This window comes from Alienimonas chondri, from assembly GCF_013036045.1.
In the GTDB taxonomy this organism is placed as follows: Bacteria; Planctomycetota; Planctomycetia; order Planctomycetales; family Planctomycetaceae; genus Alienimonas; species Alienimonas chondri.
Map to the genome: position 1 here is coordinate 1 of NZ_WTPX01000040.1, position 17,400 is coordinate 17,400.

Below are 17,400 nucleotides of genomic sequence, written 5' to 3' on the forward strand. Positions count from 1 at the left end.
GCCCCGCGCCACATTCCAACCGCCCGCCTGTGCGGCCCCGATCTGTGCCGCCCCGGCCCCGATCTGTGCGGCGCCCGCTCCGATCTGTGCCGCTCCGACGCCTCCCCCGAGTTGCGTGGCGCCGCGGACCTGTGCCGCCCCGCCGGTCTGCGAGACGGAACTGGTGCCCCGTCGCGTCACCAAATACGCCCGGCGTGAATGCGTCACCTGGAAGGAAGTCGAGTGCGTCGCCTACCGGAACTGCCGTGAGGAGTACGTCGAACCGGTGTGCAAAACCGAGTGCCGCACCGTGGATCGCGGCTGCTGGAAGCGAATCTGGGTGCCGAAGCTGGTGACCGAGGAGTACACCACCACCGACTACGTCCGCCGGAGCCGCGTTCGCCGCATCCCCTACACCTACACCAAACAGGTCGCGGAACGCTGCGAGAAGATCGTGCCGTACTGTGCCACGACCTACGTTCCCCGCCCGGTGCGGACCGTCATGCCGGAACCGGACTGCGGCGCCCCGGACTTCGCTCCCCGCTTCGCCCCCGGCGACATCTACTCGAGCGATTCCTCGAGCACGTACTACGGCGCTGAAGCAGGCGATTCGATGAACTACGGCGGTTCGATGTACGGGGACGCGTCCGGCCTCCCTCCGGTCGGCATGCCGATGCCGCACACCGGCGTGCCCAACATCGAGTATCTGAACCCCACGCAGATGCCGAGCGATACCTCGACGCTGCGTCCGATCCCCAGCGACAACTTCACCGAGGACACGGACAACGCCCCCCCGGTGTCCGCGCCGGCGCCGAACGAACTCGACCAGACTTCGATGGCGCCGAGCGTCCCCGCCCGCGCCGCGGCGCTCGGCTGGTCCGAGCAGGCTTCCCGAGCCAGGCAGTTCTGATCTCGAGGAAACGGCCCTCGACACGATGTCAAAACAGCCCGCGTCCCTTAGGGACGCGGGCTGTTTTGGTTGGGAACGCGACTTAAGCCGCTGCCGGCAAGGCGGCTTGATAAGCGGTGCGAAGGGCGGAATCCAACGCCGCCAGCAAATCGCGTCGAGCGACCGGCTTGGCCAACACCCGGTGGACCGTCAGCGCCGCCGCGTCGCGACGCATCGCATCGTCCGCCTCCGCGGAGATCAGGATGCCCGGCGCCGCGGGGTTCACCGCTCGCAGTTCTGCAAACGCTTCCAGGCCGTTGCTTTGCGGCATCTGAAAGTCGAGCACCGCCACGTCGACGCGCTCGCCGCGGATGATGCGGACCGCTTCTCCGCCGTGGCTCGCTTCGAGCAGTTCCAAGACCCCGACGAAGCGTTCCAATACGGCGAGAACGACTTCACGGAGGGCGTCGTTGTCCTCGGCAACCAGCACGCGGAAGGGCGGCTCGACAAGCACTTCGCAGGGCGGAGCCTCATCCAACGTCGCGCGACCGGGCGCCGGGAGGTCTCCAAGGCTCACGACCCCGGCCGGCCGGGGCGGCGGGTTCGAAGCGGACATGCGGTGCACCTTACAATCGGAGGGCGGGAGACCGATTCGCCTGCACGTCCTGTACCATCCGCAACAAGAACCCCGCTAATAACTCGCAATCATCTCGCGGACAGAGGTTTACGACGAGCGACTCGTCGTAGCCGAAATGTGCCTCCCCCGCCGCATCGGCAGGCCGAGGCGGTTCGCTCAGCTGAAGCGATCGAACGCCGCCAGGAAGAACGACGACAGACGTTCGTCGTATTCCGCTTCCGCGAGATCGCGGCTCTGGTTGTGTTTGGCCTTCGGCACGAGCCAGGCCGTTCCGCGGACGGCGGCGGCCAGACCGCGGGCCTGATCCGGCGTGACGTAGCTGTCCCGGGCCCCGCTGACGAGCCAGACCGGCCGGTCCCGCAGTCCCTTCAAATCATGCTGCAAAGCGAGGTGGCGGACGCCCTTTTTGCGGTCCGCCGCCTTCCGCATAAACCACATCGATTGGCGAAGGTGCCACGTGGGGATCAGCGGCACGAACCACTTGGGCACCGCCAGCATCGCCCACTTCCGCCCGAACTCCGTGACGACGCTATCGGTGACGAATCCGCCGTCCGCGGCGACGGCGACCACCCGCGGCTCCCGCGCCGCCGCCGCCAACGCCACGCAGGCGCCGCGGCTGACGCCGAAGAGCCCCACCGGCAACCCGCTCGGCAGCCCCAGTTCTGCGGGATCGTCCAACGCCGTCCTCGTGACGGCCAAGGCGTCGGCGACTTCCGACTCGGTAGGCCAGTGGCCGGGGGAATGGTTCGGATCGCAGTCGCTGTCGAACATCCCACGGTGTTCGAACGACACGATCGTGAAGCCGGCCGGCGGCAACGCCGCCGCGTAACGCTGCCAAAACCACTTTGAGCCGCCGGTCTCCGAGCAGAACACGATGACGCCGCGAGGCGGCCCGTGCGCCGGGGTCACCGCGACCGACAGCGACAACGGCTCGCCTCGGTCGTTCGTCACGCCCTCGACCCGAACCCGCGCGAGCGTCGCGTCGTCGTTCGGAGCGGCGGGGACGAGATTGAACGGCGGCTCCCGTTCAAAAAACGGGAGGGCGAACTGCACCGCGGCGCGGCGAATCAGCAGATCGACGACCAGCAGGGCCAACAACAGCCCGACGCCGACCACAATCCAGATGGTCCAGCCATGCCAGAGTTCCGCATCCCAGAACGGGATCTGAGAGGGCACGCCGCCCGCGGGCCATCCGGAGAACGCCAGCGGGACGAGAATCACGAGCCGGTCCGGGTGCCGCGGAGAGGAGCGCCCGCCGCCGCGGGTGCCCCATCCTAGGCGCCGAGGCCGATTGTGGCAGCCGTCGAAGGGGAATGAATGGAACGATTCCTCGCGACTGGCAATTTTCCCGTCATGGGAGGCACGCGGACCGCGATGCCGCCGCCCCGCCCAACTTGCCGAAACCGCAGGGATGCCCGCCCCTTCGACCCTAGCCGGTGAAGCGTCCCAGGATCAGGGAGACGTTCTGCCCGCCGAACCCGAAGCTGTTCGACAATGCCCGCTCGACCTTGGCGTCCCGGGCGGCGTTGGGGATGTAGTCCAGATCGCACTGCGGATCGGGCGTGGTGTAGTTGATCGTCGGCGGGAGCACGCCGTCGCGGATTGCCAGCAGGCACAGGATCGCTTCCACGCTGCCGGCCGCGGCGATCAGGTGCCCCATCATGCTCTTCGTCGAACTGACGGGCGTCTTCGAGGCGTGTTCCCCGAGCGCCTGTTTGATGGCGGCGGTCTCCGTGCGGTCGTTAACGAGCGTGCTGGTGCCGTGGGCGTTGACGTAATCCAGCTGATCCGGGCCGACGCCCGCATCCTGCATCGCGCCGCTGATGCACGCGACCGCGCCCCGGCCCTCCGGGTGAATGTCGGTGATGCGGTAGGCGTCCGCGGAGGAGCCGTACCCCAGCACCTCGCCGAGGATTTCCGCCCCGCGGGCCTTCGCCCGGGAGAGTTCCTCAAGCACGACCATCCCCGCTCCCTCGCCGAGGACGAACCCGTCGCGGTCCGCGTCGAACGGCCGGCTGGCCGCCTGCGGATCATCGTTGCGGGTGGACAGGCTGGTCAGCAGGTTGAAGCCCGTCAGCCCGAACGGGTGGATCATGCTGTGGGCGCCGCCGGAGAGCATCACGTCGGCGTCGCCGCGGCGGATAATCTCCGTCGCTTCGCCGATCGCCTGGCTGCTCGCGGCGCAGGCGGTCAGGCAGTTCAGGTTCGGCCCCTGAGCGTCGAACAGCGCCGACAGGTGAGCCGCCGGCATGTTCGGCTCCTGCTCCAACTCGAACTTCGCGTCGAGCCGTTCCAAGCCGAGTTCGGTGAACTTCGCCAGGTCGAGATCGCCGCTGGCCTGCGCCTCCGCGACCATCTGCATGAAGGTGGGGAAGTTCTGCTGCCCCTCCCCGGCGCCGAGGTAGATGCCGAAGCGAGTGGGGTCCGGGGCGTGGGCGGGATCGTCCAGCAGGCCGCTCTGGCCGACGGCCTGCTTCGCCGCGCCGACGGCGAAGCGAATGTTCGGCCCGGCCTGCGAGAACGGCTTCGGGTCGTCGACTTGGGCGTCGAAATCGTAGTCCTTCACCTCCGCGGCGAAGGTCGTGGGGAACTTTGAGGCGTCGAATCGAGTGATCGGCCCGATGCCGCTCCGCCCCTCGCGAACGGCCGCCCAGACGGATTTCACGTCGTTGCCGACCGGCGTGACGGCTCCGAGACCGGTGATGACGACGCGACGACGCATGGAGATTGATCAGGTGGGAACGACGGCGCCGCCGTCCCGCGACGGGGCGAGCGTCAGTGTAGGAGAAGTCGGCCGAACTCGGGAAGCGGGGCTGTCCGAAAGCCTCGCCGCGGACCGCGTTCAGCCGGCGGCACGCAGACGTTCCGCGAACGCCTCTTCCAGTTCGAAGGTCGCCGCGTCGGCACGCGTCGCAATCAGTTCCGCGGCGAACTCGATCGGGAATCCGGACAGTTCGACGCTGCGATCGATCCTCTCGTATTTGCCCTCAACCAAGCGATGCACGGCGATCGCGTCGTTCTCCCAGACCCAAACCTCCGGCACGCCGATCCCCGCGTAAATCGGCAGTTTGGACACGCCGGGGCTGGTCACGTCGACCTCGACCACGAGATCCGGCGGGACGTCGCCGCCGTCGAGGTCGGGAACGTTGCGGTCAAGTCCGAGATCGACGTTCGATCGAGCGACGTGAAACGCCTTGTCTGCCTCCGCTCCGCCGACAGTCTGCTTTCGCCAAGTCGTCGACCCCACCGGAGTGATTGCCGTACGACGGACACGGCCGTACCCGGCAACGAAATAGCTCAGCAGTTCAGCCACGGAATCATGCCGTTTGCCTGGCATTCCGACCTCCAAACGGCGGGACTTCGAATCGTACGTCAGCCGTAGCCGTGCGTTTCCGTCGTCGTCACGCATCTCGCAATAGGCGTCCCACGACACGCCGGTCAGCACAAGGGGCGGCGTGAGCCGTCGCAGCGTTTGCCGGGGCGGAGCGAACGGGGCAGCGGTGGACATCGATTCGCCGGAAGGAGAACAGTCGATTAATGTTAGGCCGGCAATGCCCTGATCGGAAGGAGCAGCTTCACGCCGCTTTCCGCAACGCCCGCTGCGGCTCCGCGGCGTGCCGCGGAAGCCGTACGCAGAACTGACTGCCGAGTCCTTCGCCGTCGCTTTCGGCTTCGATCGTGCCGCCGTGGTCGGTCACGATGCGATGCGTCATCGACAGCCCCAGTCCCGTGCCGGTGCCGTCGCCGCGGCGGGTGAAGAACGGCTCGAACAGGTGATCGCGGACTTCCTCCGTCATGCCGCAGCCGGTGTCCTCGACGGTCACTTCGATCGCATCGGCGGTCGGGCGAACGGCGAGCGTGACCGTGCCGCCGTCCGGGGTCGCTTCGAGGGCGTTCAAGGTCAGATTCAGCAACACCTGCTTGATCTCCGGCCCGTTGACGCTGGCGATCGCTCCGCCGGCTCGATCTTCAGGACCGCCGGTGACGACGCAGCCGGCCGGGCCGGGGTCGAACTCGACGCGACGGTCGGCGTACTTGCTCATCGGACGCACCATTTCCAGCACCTCCTCCGCGAGGGTGCGGACGTCCGTCGGTTCTTTCACCCCGCCGTTGCCCTTGGCGAATGTCAGCAGCTTGCGGGTGATGTCGCTGCACCGAGCGGTTTCCCGGGCGATCATCTCCAGATAGCGCTCCGCGAGGGTCCGCTCCTGAGGCGTGCAGCCGACGAGCAATGCGTCCGCGCGGGCGGTCAGGCTTTGGGCAGCCATCCCGATCGCGGACAACGGGTTGTTGATCTCGTGGGCCAAGCCCGCGGACAGCGTGCCGACGCCGGCCAGCCGTTCGCTGCGAACGAGTTGCCGGGACTGCTCGCGGACCCGGCGGTCCAGTTCCTGATTCATCTCGCTGAACCGATCGGCCATGTGGTTCACCGCCCCGGCGAGCTCGCCGACCTCGTCGTTGTACCACTGCTTGACCCGATGAGAGACGTCCCCCCCGGCGATCTGGCGGGCGCTGCGGTGCAGATCGCGGAGCGGAATCCCCAGCCGACGGTAGCCGTAATACACCAGCCACGCGGAGCCGCTGAGCACCAGCGTCGTCAGGCCCAGCACCCAGTAGAGCAGTCGCCGATGATGGCGGCGGTACTGCGAGAATCCCCGGTGCAGATTCGTCTGCGGGTTCGGCAAATGGTGCAGGTCTTCTTTGATGGAGACGGCAAGGCGGAACAACTCCGTTCGCAAGGCGCCGGCACGGGCGGGGTCGAATTCCGCCCCTTCCGCGGGGATGAGTTGGGCGGCCAAACCGGACATCGACTGAAACCCGGCGCCGATCCTCCCCAGCCGCGGCCCGTCGACCACCCATTGACGCTGTTGAAGACTGCCGACGGGGGCGGCGTCGTAGTTGCGGATCATCTCCACTCGCGCCTGTTCCGCGGCGGCGACTAGCCCCAGCACCTCGCGTTGTAACCCTTCCGCGAGAATCCGATCCGGCAAAGCGGACTGCGGCAGCGTATGGAACTGAAGATTGTCGACGGCCTGCTCCAGCGAAGCCCGATTGGGGAGGGTCGTCAGGCGAGCGTCGATCTCTTGGGTGGCCCGGTCGCTTTCGTTCAGCGTGATCAGTGCCGCTCCGCTGAGCACGACCATCATCGCGGCGGCGAGGACCACCCCGCCGTACAGTCGCACCCGTAGGCTTCGAGCGAAAAACACGGGCGGCGCCTCCTGGCCTATGAGCGGAAAACGGGGTGCGAAGATCGCCCCGGACGGCCGACCACGAGGGTCGGCCCGCACGTTACCAACCCTCGGCCGACGCACCTACCGGAAGTTTCGCATCCGAAGCAACGAACCGGCCTGATCACCTCCGCGACCGGCCCGGTTCACCGCTGACGCGAGTCATTCCGGCTTCGCGGCGGGGCTTTGGGCAAGATCGGGCGGCGGCGAAGGAGGGGATGGCGGGGGAGTCGCCTTGGGTTTCGCGCGGGCGGCGGCGGGCCGGTCCGACGAGGGGCGGCGCGTCTGGATCAGCCCCTTCATCTGCACGTCGATCATCCGGCAGAGATGCAGAAACGAACCGCGCAGGTCCGCCGAAGCGGCGGCCGTGGCCGCCCGGGAGCGGTGCTTCTCCACGCGTTTCGGATCGATTCCCCATCCCTCCTCGATCGCGGTTCGCTGGAGTTGTGCGGCCAGTTGACCGGCCTCGGCGACGATCGCCCGATCCACCACCGCCGGGGCACTGCGATAGGCCCGCCACATCGCCGTCTCGCTGCCGGAAGTATGAAGCGGCCGCTCCTTCGGACCGCGATACCACCGCTGCCAGATGCGGAATCCCGCCGCCGCCAACAACGCCCCGCCGGCCGCGGTGACCAGCGTGCCCTCCAGGTAGTGGCCGAACAGCAGCAGAGCGAATCCGGTCACCAGCACCGCGGCCAACGCCCAGGCCGCCGCAAGCAACCAGGGATTGATCGGGCGGGTCGGATCGCCGGGCGTTTTATGCGACAGCCCCTCCGGCACCTCCCCGACTTTCGCCACCACGACGGTCGTGTTGTCGGAACCGCCACGGAGATTCGCCAGATTCACCAGCATTTTGGCGGCTTCCTCCGGCGGCAAACCGCCGGCGATCGCGCCGATTTCATGGTCGTGCACATGGCCCGTCAGTCCGTCGCTGCACAGGACGTACACGTCTCCCGGCAGGACGGCGAACGGTCCTTCGATATCCACGGCGACATCGGGACTCGGCCCGAGCGACCGGGTGATCACGTTGCGGGGTTCGTTCAACATCACCGTCTCCGGGTCCATCCCCTGACGGATCAACTCCCACTGCAAACTGTGATCGAACGTCAGCTGGTCGCAGCGCTGGCCGCGGATGCGGTAGCAACGGCTATCGCCGACATGGGCAATCGCGGCGCCCTGCGGGGTGAGGGCCAATGCGGTGCAGGTCGTGCCCATGCGGGCGAAATCCGGCGTGCTCTCCCCCTTGGCGTAGATGGCCGCGTTCGCCCGGACCACCGCGGCGGCGAGTCGATCGGCGGGATCTCCGCCGGTGGTGTCGCGGAGGTAGTCCTGCGGCACGACCTCCGAGGCGATGCCGCTGGCCAGTTCGCCGACCGCGTGCCCGCCCATGCCGTCGGCGACCAGCAGGAGATGCCCGTGGTCCTCGAAGGCTTCCTGCGTCCCGGCGAGACGCACCGCGGAGGCATCTTCGTTGTTCTGCCGCCGTAGCCCGACGTCCGTCCGAACGGCGTAGCGGAGCGGTTGCGCGAACAGCAAAACAGATCCGGAGACGACGGAACGACGCGAAACGGGACCGCAAAACTGTAGGAGTTCCGCTCCCCCGCCGCCATCACGGGGACCGACGCGTCCCGCCCGTGAAACCGCCCTTCCCACCGTCCCCGGCCGGCGACTAAACCCCGCGGCGATGGCCTCCGCCCCGCCCCGCCGCCGCGCCCCCGGCATGCCGCACGCATGCTGCGCCGACGCCCCTCCGCTTCGCTGGGGACGGTTGCCGCTGATTGCGGTCGCGATCTTGCTGCTGGGCACGGGTTGTCAATCGACGCATCGTCGACTGACGATCGATAGCCAACCCCGCGGGGCGCTGGTGGAGGTCGACGGGGAGCAGATCGGCTACACCCCCGCTTCGATCAGCTACGATTACTACGCCACGCGTCGGATCACGCTGATCAAAGACGGATTTGAGCAGGAGAGTTTTCTGCTGCCCGTGGAGGCGCCCTGGTGGCAACTCCCGCCGCAGGAGTTCATCGCGGACAACTTCCTGCCGAGGCAGGTCGAAGACCGCCGGCTCGTGATGCGGACGTTAAAGCCGAAGGTGATCGCCCCGACCGAGGACGTGCTGATCCGAGCCGATCAGCTCCGCGGCCGCAGTCAGACCGAGCAGTAACGGCCCGGTCGTGAAGCCTCGCCGGCGGCGGCTCGCTTACGCGGCGCCACACGCTTCGACCTCGCCGCTCACGGTCGCGACGGCGTCGTGCGGGTGCAGACTTTCGAGGTGCCGCACGGTAATCGCGTAGTTCCGCACGCCGGCCACCGACGCAATCGCGGGGGCGAGCCGGCGGGCAGCGTCCTCGCAGAACATCGGATTGTCCGCGTTGAGCCGCGCAAACTCCCGTTCGTCGGCCCGTTTGACCGCGCCCTGCGTCGCCGTGCCGAGCGCCGCCTCCGCGGTTTCGACCAGATCCAGCCAGCCGAAGCTCGCGGTCTCTGCGTCCAAGGTCACGGTCACGTCCGCCTTGCTCCGCTGGCTGTGCGGATGACCGGCGATCGATCCGCCCTTGGACAGCCAGGTTCGGACATCGTCCGCGGAGACCGTGTCCGCCGCCCCGAACGCTTCGCGGAAGGCCGCGTCGGTCAGATCGCGGGAGAGGGCGGCACTGCAGGGGCAGGTGCTGGAGTATTCGATCTGCACCGACGCGGTCAGCGACACGCCGTCCGGGGTGAACGCGGCGCCGCAGCGAACGGGATAGTGGCGCCACCCGGACTCGCCGGAGACCAACGACGGCTGCCGCACGGGCAACGTCAGCGACACGTCGCAGAAGGCGCCCTCGCTGATCTCGCCGTGCGACTCGCACATCTCCTGGACGAGCTTGCCCAAGCGTGCCGGCGTCAGTCCTTCCTCCAACGCCTCCTGCGCCCGGAGATAGAGCCGGGACATATGGATGCCGCGGCTCCCCGGATCGTCGAGGCTCACCGCGAGATCGCACACCGCCGGCAGCAGAGCCGGGCGACCGTCGACCGTGACGGCGGCGACCGCTTGCACGCCGTCCATCCCGACCCGGTCCAACCGACCGTACACCCCGGGGGCAGTGGAGACGGCCACATCCGGTAGAGCGTCTCCCGCCGGTTCGCCCGCGGGTTTGCCCAACGGGAGAGACGCCGGAGCGCCGGCCGGGGACGCCGTCGTCGAAACGGAATCGCTGCGACCAGCGGGCGGGGGGACGACGGCGGGAGACAGCATCGGCGAGGCGGGCACGCGGTAGGGGACGGGGATTCTAGCCCCGCAACCGGCCCGCTCATACCGCCGCCATGGGGGTGAAGCCGTCGAAGCCCCCATCGCAGCGACGCCGCTCCGCGTTACCGGATCACCCGACGCGGGCCCTCGGCGGTCTGCAACCGCACGGGGGTGAAGTCCTCGCCGGTCCGTTCGCGGTAGAGCTTCAAGGCATGCACCGCGTGGTACATCCCGCCGACCGCTTTGCCGCCGACCTCCGCGTTGCGGCCGGCCAGCAGATCGGTCGCGACGCGGCCGACGCCGGCCCGCACCCAGGCGCTGTCCAGTTCGCTCTGCGGAAGGGCCATCATCAGGAACTCGAGCGTGTGGCCGCTGGACCCGATCCGCGTGACGAGATCCCGCTGGTGCGACCGCCCCTGAAAATACTTGTCGCTGAAAGAACCGTCCGGGTTTTGCAGGCTGCGCGCCAACGCGGTGTAGCGGCTGACTTTCTCATGCGCCAGCAGCCATTGCCCCCGCAGGCGGTTCCCCTCCTGCAAGCGAGCGTTCCGGGCGCTGGCGAGGGCGTACAACCCGTGCGTGCCGCCGCAGGCGTGCTTCGTCGGGTCGCTTTTCAACTCTTCCTCGACGAGCCGCGACATGCTCCAGCCTTCACGGCGGGCGTTGACCCATTGGGCGTCGCTGTCGAGGTACACGCTGAACGCCCACAGCGTCCACGTGACCTCTTCCGTGCGGTTGATGCGGACCTCGCGCTTGGCCGTTTCGATCCACTCCGCGATCGTGAAGGGGCGGCCGTCGCCGTCGCGAAGCACGAAATCCTGCGGCAGATCGCTCATCGCCAAGAAGGCCAGGATCTGGTTCGGGTGCCCTTCGAAGTCGTACATCGTGCCGCTGTATTCGTGCGCCTTCGGACCGAAGCGGCCCCGCACGAACCACGGCTCGTTCTTGAACTTCGGACCGGACGCGATCCAGTCCAGCGCCCGCACCTGCCGGCCGTCGGCGATCAACACGTAGTCTTCACGCAGCGCCATCAGCCCGTGGCCGATCTGCCAGGGCGAGTTACTGCGGGCGTTGCGGCTCTCGCCGGTCAGCAGGCGGGCGGAGGCGATCCGAATCGCTTCGTCACAGGCCGTCGCCAGCGGATCCACCGGTTTGACGACCAGTTCCTGCTCCGGGACGTCCATCGCGAGCGGGTCGCCCGGCACGGCGGGGCCGTCAATCACGTCCGCAGCGTCGACCGCGGTCGACGGCACGGCCTTGAGTTCGCCGGCGATCCGCCGAGCGCCGAGGGAGTCCGTCGGGGCGTCGCCGAGGACGATCCTCGCCTCCTCGCCGGCCGGACCGGGGACGACTTCGGAACGCTCCACCGGCGGCGCCAGTTCGATCCGACGCACCGAGACGCGGCCGGGGTCCGCCAAGCGGGTCGGCTCGACGACGGCGGTGGGATTGTCCGCGGTCGCGGGATCGACGCGCTGCGGACTGGCGAGGGCGGGGCCGGTCCGGCCGACGAGGCTCAGGAGCGCTTCCGGGGCGCCGAGGTTGTCCGGCTTCGCGGACGCATCGCGGGCCGGTTCGAGGAAGTCGCCCATGCGGCGCTCGACGGCGAGCGGATGGGGGACCGGACTGCTGATCGTCACCCGAACGACCGGTCGCGGGGCGACCAGCGGGGACCGGGCGGGCGTGTCGGCCAGCGCATCGACGCCCGTTGCGGCCAGTCCCGCGACGGCGAGAATCCCTCCGAGAGCAGTCCGCCGCACCGCACGCAAACGGTTGCGGCGCGAGTCGGTTGCGGCGGGACGGGAAGGCGTCGGGCGGGGCGGGATCACGCTCAGTCCGTGCGGTAAGTGGATCGCGGTCCCGTCCATGGGCCGTCGTCGGGGAGCCGTCCCCGACTCTTCCTATCGGCTGGCGCCCCGCCTTCGCTTGCCCCGGTTCCGATTGATCCGTCCAGCCGGGACAGATCGACTCGCCCCACTCCCGGGGACCGCCCGGCGCCCTCTGCTACAATCCCCCGAACGTCCCTTCGGGCGCGACGGCCCCCCGTCGCTCGACGGCCTGTCGCTCGAACGCCACTTGATGAAACAGCGCCCTTGATGAAGAAGTGCCAAAGCTGTGCGAAGCCTGCGGTCTTCCACGTCACGGAGATCGAAGACGACGTGCCGACCGAGATCCACTTCTGCGAAGAGCACTTCCATGCCTACATGAAGGCGGAAGAAACTCCCGCGGCCGATCTGCCCGACGACCTCGCCGCGGACACGCTCAAAGCGGTGCAGGCGATGCAGGAGATTTCGGAGGCGGCCGCCGTCAAACGCGGAGCTGGCAAACGCTGCCCGCACTGCGGCATCAGCTTCCACGAGTTCCGCGAGAAGGGCCGCTTCGGCTGCCCCGGGGATTACGAGGCGTTTCGGGAGCAACTCGTTCCGCTGGTCGAGAACATCCACGACGCCACGCGGCACGTCGGCAAAGTCCCCGCGGGCGCCGCGGGGGGCGAATCGAGCAGGCAGTTCCGGCTCATCCGTCTGCGGAAGGATCTGGCGAAGGCCGTCGCCGCGGAGGAGTACGAGAAAGCCGCCAGCCTGCGCGACGAGATCGGCGCTCTGGGCGGCGTCGAGTCGGAGTGACTCCCAATACGGCGAGCGGCGGGCGTCAGCCCGCTGTGCCTCCCGGCTGCTGCCTACTAAGCGCTAAGGGGGCACTCTGCGTGCCGGCCCCTGCCGCTTCGCTCGTACATTTATGAGAACTCAGCGGGCTGACGCCCGCCGCTCGCCTCAAGCCGCCCTACTCTTCCGGGACGTAGGGCATCAGGCCGATGAACCGCGCCCGCAGCACGGCTTCGCGAACGGCCCGCTGGTACAGGGCGCAGGTGCCGGTCCGGCGACGCGGCATGATCCGACCTTCGCGATCGACGAGGGTCTTCAGCAGCTTCACGTCCTTGTAGTCCACGTACACCGGGCGCGGCACTTCGCCGCCGCCGGTGAAGCGGCACTTCATCGGCTTTTTGACGCGTGCCCGCTTCTTACGGAGCTTGCGAAGGTTCAGTCGGTTGCTGCGGGCCATAGGGGCGAAAACCGGGCGGGCGTCGGACGGCGACGCGACGGCTGGAACGTACGGGGGTGATATGGACGGACGGAGCGGGATCGTATCGCCGTCGGGGCGGTTCGTCACCCCACCGGCGTTCACCCCACCCGTTCGATCTGTATCTGCGGCTCTTCGCCGGTCACCAGCAGCGATCCGTCCGGCTCGATCAGCACGTCGATCTCGCTGCGGCAGCCGATCTCCCCGTCGACGTACACGCCCGGTTCGATGGTGAAACAGGTGTTCGGCAGGAACAGCCGTTCGTCTCTCGTCTCCAGGTCGTCCAGATGCGTGCCGGTGCCATGCGTCGTATCGATGCCCATGCTGTGCCCGGTGCGATGGACGAAGTATTCGCCCAGCCCCGCAGCCTCGATCACGCCTCGACTGGCCCGGTCGGCTTCCCAGCCCTGAACCGGCTCGCCGGCGGCGAATCGATCGCGAATCAAGTTCAGCGCCGCGTCGCGCGCCGCGACCACCACGGCAAAGGTCTTCGCTTCCCGCTCGGACGGATCCCGGCCGAAGGTGAAGCAGCGGGTGACGTCCGCGTAGGGGGCGTCCGGCCGATCGACCTTGCACCACATATCCAGCAGCAGGAAGTCGCCACGCCGCAGGGCGGTGTCGCCGCCGATGCCGGTTTCATAGTGGCAATCGGAGCCGTGGTGCCCGCGGGCGACGATCGGCGGCGAGTAGGACATGCAGCCCTTCCGCTCAAAGAACGCCAGCAGCCGGTCGCGCACCTCCGTTTCCTCGATCGTCCCCCCGTTGGCGGTCGCCTCGTGTATCAGCGACGTGGCGAAGGCGAACGCGGCTTCGACCACCTCCGCGGCCCGCAAATGATCGGCCCGCTGCCGCTCGGAGAGCGTCGACTCGAATCGGCCGATCAGGTCGCCGCTGCTGACGACCTCCACGCCGCAGTTGCGGACGAGATCGATCGTCCCGCCGTCCACTGTCGAAACGTACGGGTTGCCGGCCCCGGGGACGTACTCCATCGCCACCGTCTTCGCCCCGCCGAGAACGGTCGCCAGTTCGGCGCTCAGCTCCTGCCGAGAGAGGTAAACGTGCTTCTCGCCCGGCAGATGGTCCAGACTGCCTCGCTCGATGCGGTGCACCAGCTTCCGCGGCTCCCCCTCGGCGGGGAGGTAGTAGAAGAGACGCCGGCTCTGATCGGGGCGTTCGTCCAGCCCCAGCAGCCGATGAGCGAGCGGGTTCGCCCCCCGGAAGTCGTACAGCAGCCAGCCGTCCAGGCCGGCGGAGGACAGTTCTTCACGGACGGCAGCGGGATCAAGCATCAGGCAGAAAGCGGCGGTTCGAAGGCGACGTGAACCGCCCGAGTCTATCGCCCCGCGATCCGTTTGGCCCGGTGGATCAAATCGGCGTCAGTCGCGGCCGTTTCCGCCAGCCACCCGCGGCACATCCGACCGTGCGTCCCGGCGTTCGGATCCGCAGCGCAGTCGAGAGCGAAACGAGCGGCGGCGAGTTGCAGCGAGCGGCGACGGAGGGCGTCCGGGTCGTCCGACGACGCGGCGGCGGTCAGCACCGCCGACGCCTGCCCCCACGCCCGCCACCCGGCGAGCCGATCGATCGCGGCCTCCGCGGCGACGTCGCTGGCCAGCAGGGCGGTCGCGAATCGGGCCAGCCGGTCGGCCTTCAGATTGAAGTCCCGATCCCGCGCGGCGACGTCCGCGGCGGTGAGGGCGGAGAGCGTGAAGCCGATCGGGCAGCGGGGCCGGACGCACAGCTTTTCGAGCCAGGCCACCGCCGGTTCGCCGCCGCACAGCAGCAAGCCCATCACGCAACCGGTCGCGTCATCGCCTCGCTTCGCCCGCGCGAGAATCGCACCGGAGAGCACGCCCGGACCGGCCTTCGCATCGGCCAGTCCGAACAGAAATCCGCAGGCGTCCGCGGCGTCGCCGCCGGTCGCCGGGTCTTCGAGGAGTTGTTTCAAACGGTCGGCCGGCAGCCCGCTGGCCGAGCGACGCAGCGTCGGCAGATCGAGTCGCATCAGTCCGGCGAGACAGGCGTTCCGCGTCCGCGGGTCGTGCAGACCGGCGGCGAGATCCGCGACCCGGGTCCGGTCCGCCGGCGGGCGGGGCAGCGTGAACTCGAACGGTTCCGCGTGGGCGGGCAGCGACGGCAGACTGCGGGCGGCGTCCATCCGCGGTCGCAGCGTCGCCCGATCCTGACCCTCGGCGGAGTCCAGACCGCTGACGGTCAACAGGAGGGCGGCGGCGAAACAACGAGCGATCATGGGCGCCTGCCGGTCCTTCGGCTGCAAAGTACCGCGGGAACCTAGGGGTTCGCCCCGGGCGCGGGAACCGCGGTTCCCCGGGCGAACTGCCGACGGCCTCACAGCACTTCCAATGTAGGCGTGCGGGCCTTCTCCAGCGCCCCGCGGGCTAATTCGAGCGCCGTCTTGCCCGCGGCGACCCGCAGCGGGTCGGCCGCGGAGCCGCCCTCGGACAGCACGCCGGCGAACGTGCCCGCATCGCCCAGTTCCCGCACCTTGCCGTCCGCCGGGATCTCGCCGAGCGTCGGCACGCCCAGCGATTCCGCCTCGGTCCGCGCCCCGCCGCGGCCGAACAGATCGCCGGACATATTCTCCACCATCCCCAGCACGGGGATCTCCAATTGCCGGTACATCGAGACCGCCTTCACCGCGTCCAGCAGGGCGACCTTCTGCGGCGTGCACACGACCACCGCCCCGCCGAGCGCGGCGTTCTGGGCGAGCGTCAGGGCGACGTCCCCCGTGCCCGGCGGGAGGTCGATCACGAGGTAATCCAGTTCGCCCCACTCCGCCTGCTGAAGGAAGGAGAGGACGTACTTCTGCGTCATCGGCCCGCGGAGCACCGCCGCCGTGCGTTCGGGGATCACGAACGCGGCGCTCATCAGCCCTAGCGACTGCCCGCCCGGCAGCGAGACCGGGACGGGGACCAACCGGGGGACGGTCTTGCCGTCGGGGCCGCGGCGTTCGGTCATCTCCGGCGGGCCGTTCTTCGACACGCCGAACAGGTGCGGCAGCGACGGGCCGTGGATGTCGGCATCGACCAGCCCGACTTTCGCCCCGGCTTCCGCAAACGCGATCGCCAGACCCGCGGCGACGGTCGATTTCCCCACGCCCCCCTTGCCGCTGCCGACCGCGATGATGTTCTTGGCCGTCAGCCCCAGCCGACCGCCGGCGTTCCGGCCGATCACGCGGGGCTTCCATTCGATCGTCACTTCCCCGCCGCCCAAGGCCGCGACCACCTTCTCCTCGATATGCTCCCGCAGCGGATGCAGGACGCAGGGCGGGTGCAGCGTGACCGTCGCGGCGTCGCCGTCGACCGCGACCTCGCCGACGGCGTTCAATTCTCCCAGCGATCGACCGAAGGCGGGATCGACGACGGCCCGCACGGCGGCGGCGGGATCGGACGGCAGCGACATGGACGCAAGCGATAGAGGAAGTTTGACGAAGGAGGATCGTACGACGATTTCCCCGCCTCGACACCGGGGCCGCCCCGGTGACGATCGACAGCGGCGACCGCATGATAACGATCCACGTTCATCCCCCTCCTATCGAGTCCACCGCATGCCCACCCTGACCGTCAAAGACCAAGGTTCTTACGAAGTCCCGGCCGACAAGCGGCTGGTGCGCGCCCTCACCGAAGACGCCGGTGCCGATCAATTGCACGCCTGCGGCGGAGTGGCGAAGTGCACGACCTGCCGGGTGCGCATCACCGACGGCCTGCCCTCCAAAATGACGACCGCGGAAAAAGCCGTCCGCGAGGCGAAGGGGCTGGACGATCCGCAAATCCGCCTTTCCTGCCAGTTGCTGTGCGAACAGGACATGACGGTCGAAGTCATCAGCCGCTTCGAGGGTAGCGGTCGGAAAGACGCAGGGAGCCCGGTCGCGGAGGAGATCCAGCCGGAGCCGGAGTGGGTCTGAGACTGCGAAAGCTCCAAGACCAAGAAATCAAAAACTAAATATGGTCAATCTGCGGAGTGGTTCCGAAGGATGGCGGTGAAGATACGGACGAGCTGTCCGGCTTCGTCTTCGAGTCTGTCCCGTTCGTCCGCGAGGACAGCGATGTCACGGCAGTCGAGCAGGCGAAGCCAATAGCCGCTCTCCTTCGCCTCCTTGCGGCTCACTTTGATTCGGTATCGAAAGTCCTTGCCGCCCAAAGCTTCGTTCGCTTCGAGGTAGTTTGCCCCGACCGAGCCGGAAGATCGAACCAGCTGCTTTGCGTCGACGGAATTACAAAGCGTTCGCGGCAGTTTGCGAATCAACTGTCGCACCTCCCGTGCGAACCGCTCAGTGCGATCATCCAGGTCGAACGTCTGGCTCACGACTCGTCCGTCTTTGGTTCTTGATTTCTTGGTCTTG

Annotated in this window: 16 protein-coding genes and 1 pseudogene; 4 read left to right on the top strand and 13 right to left on the bottom strand. The window is 68.3% G+C overall.

The features are described 5' to 3' along the window. Positions 1-889, top strand: a pseudogene (locus LzC2_RS08020) (hypothetical protein); the annotation flags it as partial. An 82-nt stretch (positions 890-971) separates the two neighbouring features. On the opposite strand, the gene LzC2_RS08025 reads toward LzC2_RS08020, so the two are convergent. The 6 genes from LzC2_RS08025 to LzC2_RS08050 form a co-directional block, all read right to left on the bottom strand. Further along, positions 972-1,484, bottom strand: a complete 513-nt coding sequence (locus LzC2_RS08025) for a response regulator (RefSeq protein ID WP_171185635.1) — start codon at positions 1,482-1,484, stop codon at positions 972-974. Between the two features lie 177 nt (positions 1,485-1,661). Then, positions 1,662-2,726 carry an alpha/beta hydrolase gene (locus tag LzC2_RS08030; protein WP_171185638.1) on the bottom strand — a complete coding sequence of 355 codons (1,065 nt, stop codon included), beginning with the start codon at positions 2,724-2,726 and terminating at the stop codon, positions 1,662-1,664. A gap of 208 nt (positions 2,727-2,934) precedes the next feature. Next, the gene (fabF, locus tag LzC2_RS08035) at positions 2,935-4,227 is read right to left on the bottom strand and encodes a beta-ketoacyl-ACP synthase II (RefSeq protein ID WP_171185640.1); all 1,293 of its coding nucleotides are present in this window, start codon (positions 4,225-4,227) and stop codon (positions 2,935-2,937) included. 120 nt (positions 4,228-4,347) lie between these two features. Beyond that, a complete protein-coding gene (locus LzC2_RS08040) occupies positions 4,348-5,013 on the bottom strand; it encodes a Uma2 family endonuclease (RefSeq protein ID WP_171185643.1) in 666 nt (221 codons plus the stop codon). A gap of 67 nt (positions 5,014-5,080) precedes the next feature. Continuing rightward, positions 5,081-6,712 (bottom strand): sensor histidine kinase, encoded by a 1,632-nt coding sequence (locus LzC2_RS08045; RefSeq protein WP_171185644.1) that lies wholly within the window; start codon positions 6,710-6,712, stop codon positions 5,081-5,083. Positions 6,713-6,895: 183 nt separating this feature from the next. Further along, positions 6,896-8,269 (bottom strand): PP2C family protein-serine/threonine phosphatase, encoded by a 1,374-nt coding sequence (locus LzC2_RS08050; protein WP_171185647.1) that lies wholly within the window; start codon positions 8,267-8,269, stop codon positions 6,896-6,898. Between the two features lie 148 nt (positions 8,270-8,417). Here LzC2_RS08050 and LzC2_RS08055 point away from each other — a divergent pair, with 148 nt between their 5' ends. After that, positions 8,418-8,897 carry a PEGA domain-containing protein gene (locus LzC2_RS08055; RefSeq protein ID WP_246254861.1) on the top strand — a complete coding sequence of 160 codons (480 nt, stop codon included), beginning with the start codon at positions 8,418-8,420 and terminating at the stop codon, positions 8,895-8,897. A 36-nt stretch (positions 8,898-8,933) separates the two neighbouring features. Here LzC2_RS08055 and folE2 read toward each other — a convergent pair whose 3' ends face one another. Next, positions 8,934-9,833, bottom strand: coding sequence for a GTP cyclohydrolase FolE2 (gene folE2 / locus LzC2_RS08060; protein WP_171185648.1), 900 nt, complete (start codon positions 9,831-9,833; stop codon positions 8,934-8,936). Positions 9,834-10,087: 254 nt separating this feature from the next. Beyond that, positions 10,088-11,722 carry a hypothetical protein gene (locus LzC2_RS08065; protein WP_171185650.1) on the bottom strand — a complete coding sequence of 545 codons (1,635 nt, stop codon included), beginning with the start codon at positions 11,720-11,722 and terminating at the stop codon, positions 10,088-10,090. Positions 11,723-12,058: 336 nt separating this feature from the next. Between LzC2_RS08065 and LzC2_RS08070 the strand changes: the two genes are divergently transcribed. Then, positions 12,059-12,586, top strand: coding sequence for a UvrB/UvrC motif-containing protein (locus LzC2_RS08070; protein ID WP_171185652.1), 528 nt, complete (start codon positions 12,059-12,061; stop codon positions 12,584-12,586). A 157-nt stretch (positions 12,587-12,743) separates the two neighbouring features. On the opposite strand, the gene rpsR is transcribed toward LzC2_RS08070, so the two are convergent. From rpsR to LzC2_RS08090, 4 genes are all read right to left on the bottom strand, one after another. Continuing rightward, positions 12,744-13,022: a 30S ribosomal protein S18 gene (gene rpsR, locus LzC2_RS08075; protein WP_145359939.1), complete on the bottom strand. Its 279-nt coding sequence runs from the start codon at positions 13,020-13,022 to the stop codon at positions 12,744-12,746. Between the two features lie 119 nt (positions 13,023-13,141). After that, a complete protein-coding gene (locus tag LzC2_RS08080; RefSeq protein ID WP_171185654.1) occupies positions 13,142-14,329 on the bottom strand; it encodes a M24 family metallopeptidase in 1,188 nt (395 codons plus the stop codon). Between the two features lie 44 nt (positions 14,330-14,373). Further along, the gene (locus LzC2_RS08085; protein WP_171185657.1) at positions 14,374-15,288 is read right to left on the bottom strand and encodes a hypothetical protein; all 915 of its coding nucleotides are present in this window, start codon (positions 15,286-15,288) and stop codon (positions 14,374-14,376) included. A 98-nt stretch (positions 15,289-15,386) separates the two neighbouring features. Further along, on the bottom strand, positions 15,387-16,460 hold the full coding sequence (locus tag LzC2_RS08090) for a P-loop NTPase (protein WP_171185659.1): 1,074 nt from the start codon (positions 16,458-16,460) through the stop codon (positions 15,387-15,389). A gap of 145 nt (positions 16,461-16,605) precedes the next feature. Between LzC2_RS08090 and LzC2_RS08095 the strand changes: the two genes are divergently transcribed. Beyond that, a complete protein-coding gene (locus tag LzC2_RS08095) occupies positions 16,606-16,962 on the top strand; it encodes a 2Fe-2S iron-sulfur cluster-binding protein (RefSeq protein WP_171185661.1) in 357 nt (118 codons plus the stop codon). Positions 16,963-17,006: 44 nt separating this feature from the next. On the opposite strand, the gene LzC2_RS08100 is transcribed toward LzC2_RS08095, so the two are convergent. Continuing rightward, positions 17,007-17,363, bottom strand: a complete 357-nt coding sequence (locus LzC2_RS08100; RefSeq protein ID WP_171185663.1) for a four helix bundle protein — start codon at positions 17,361-17,363, stop codon at positions 17,007-17,009. Positions 17,364-17,400 lie beyond the last annotated feature (37 nt).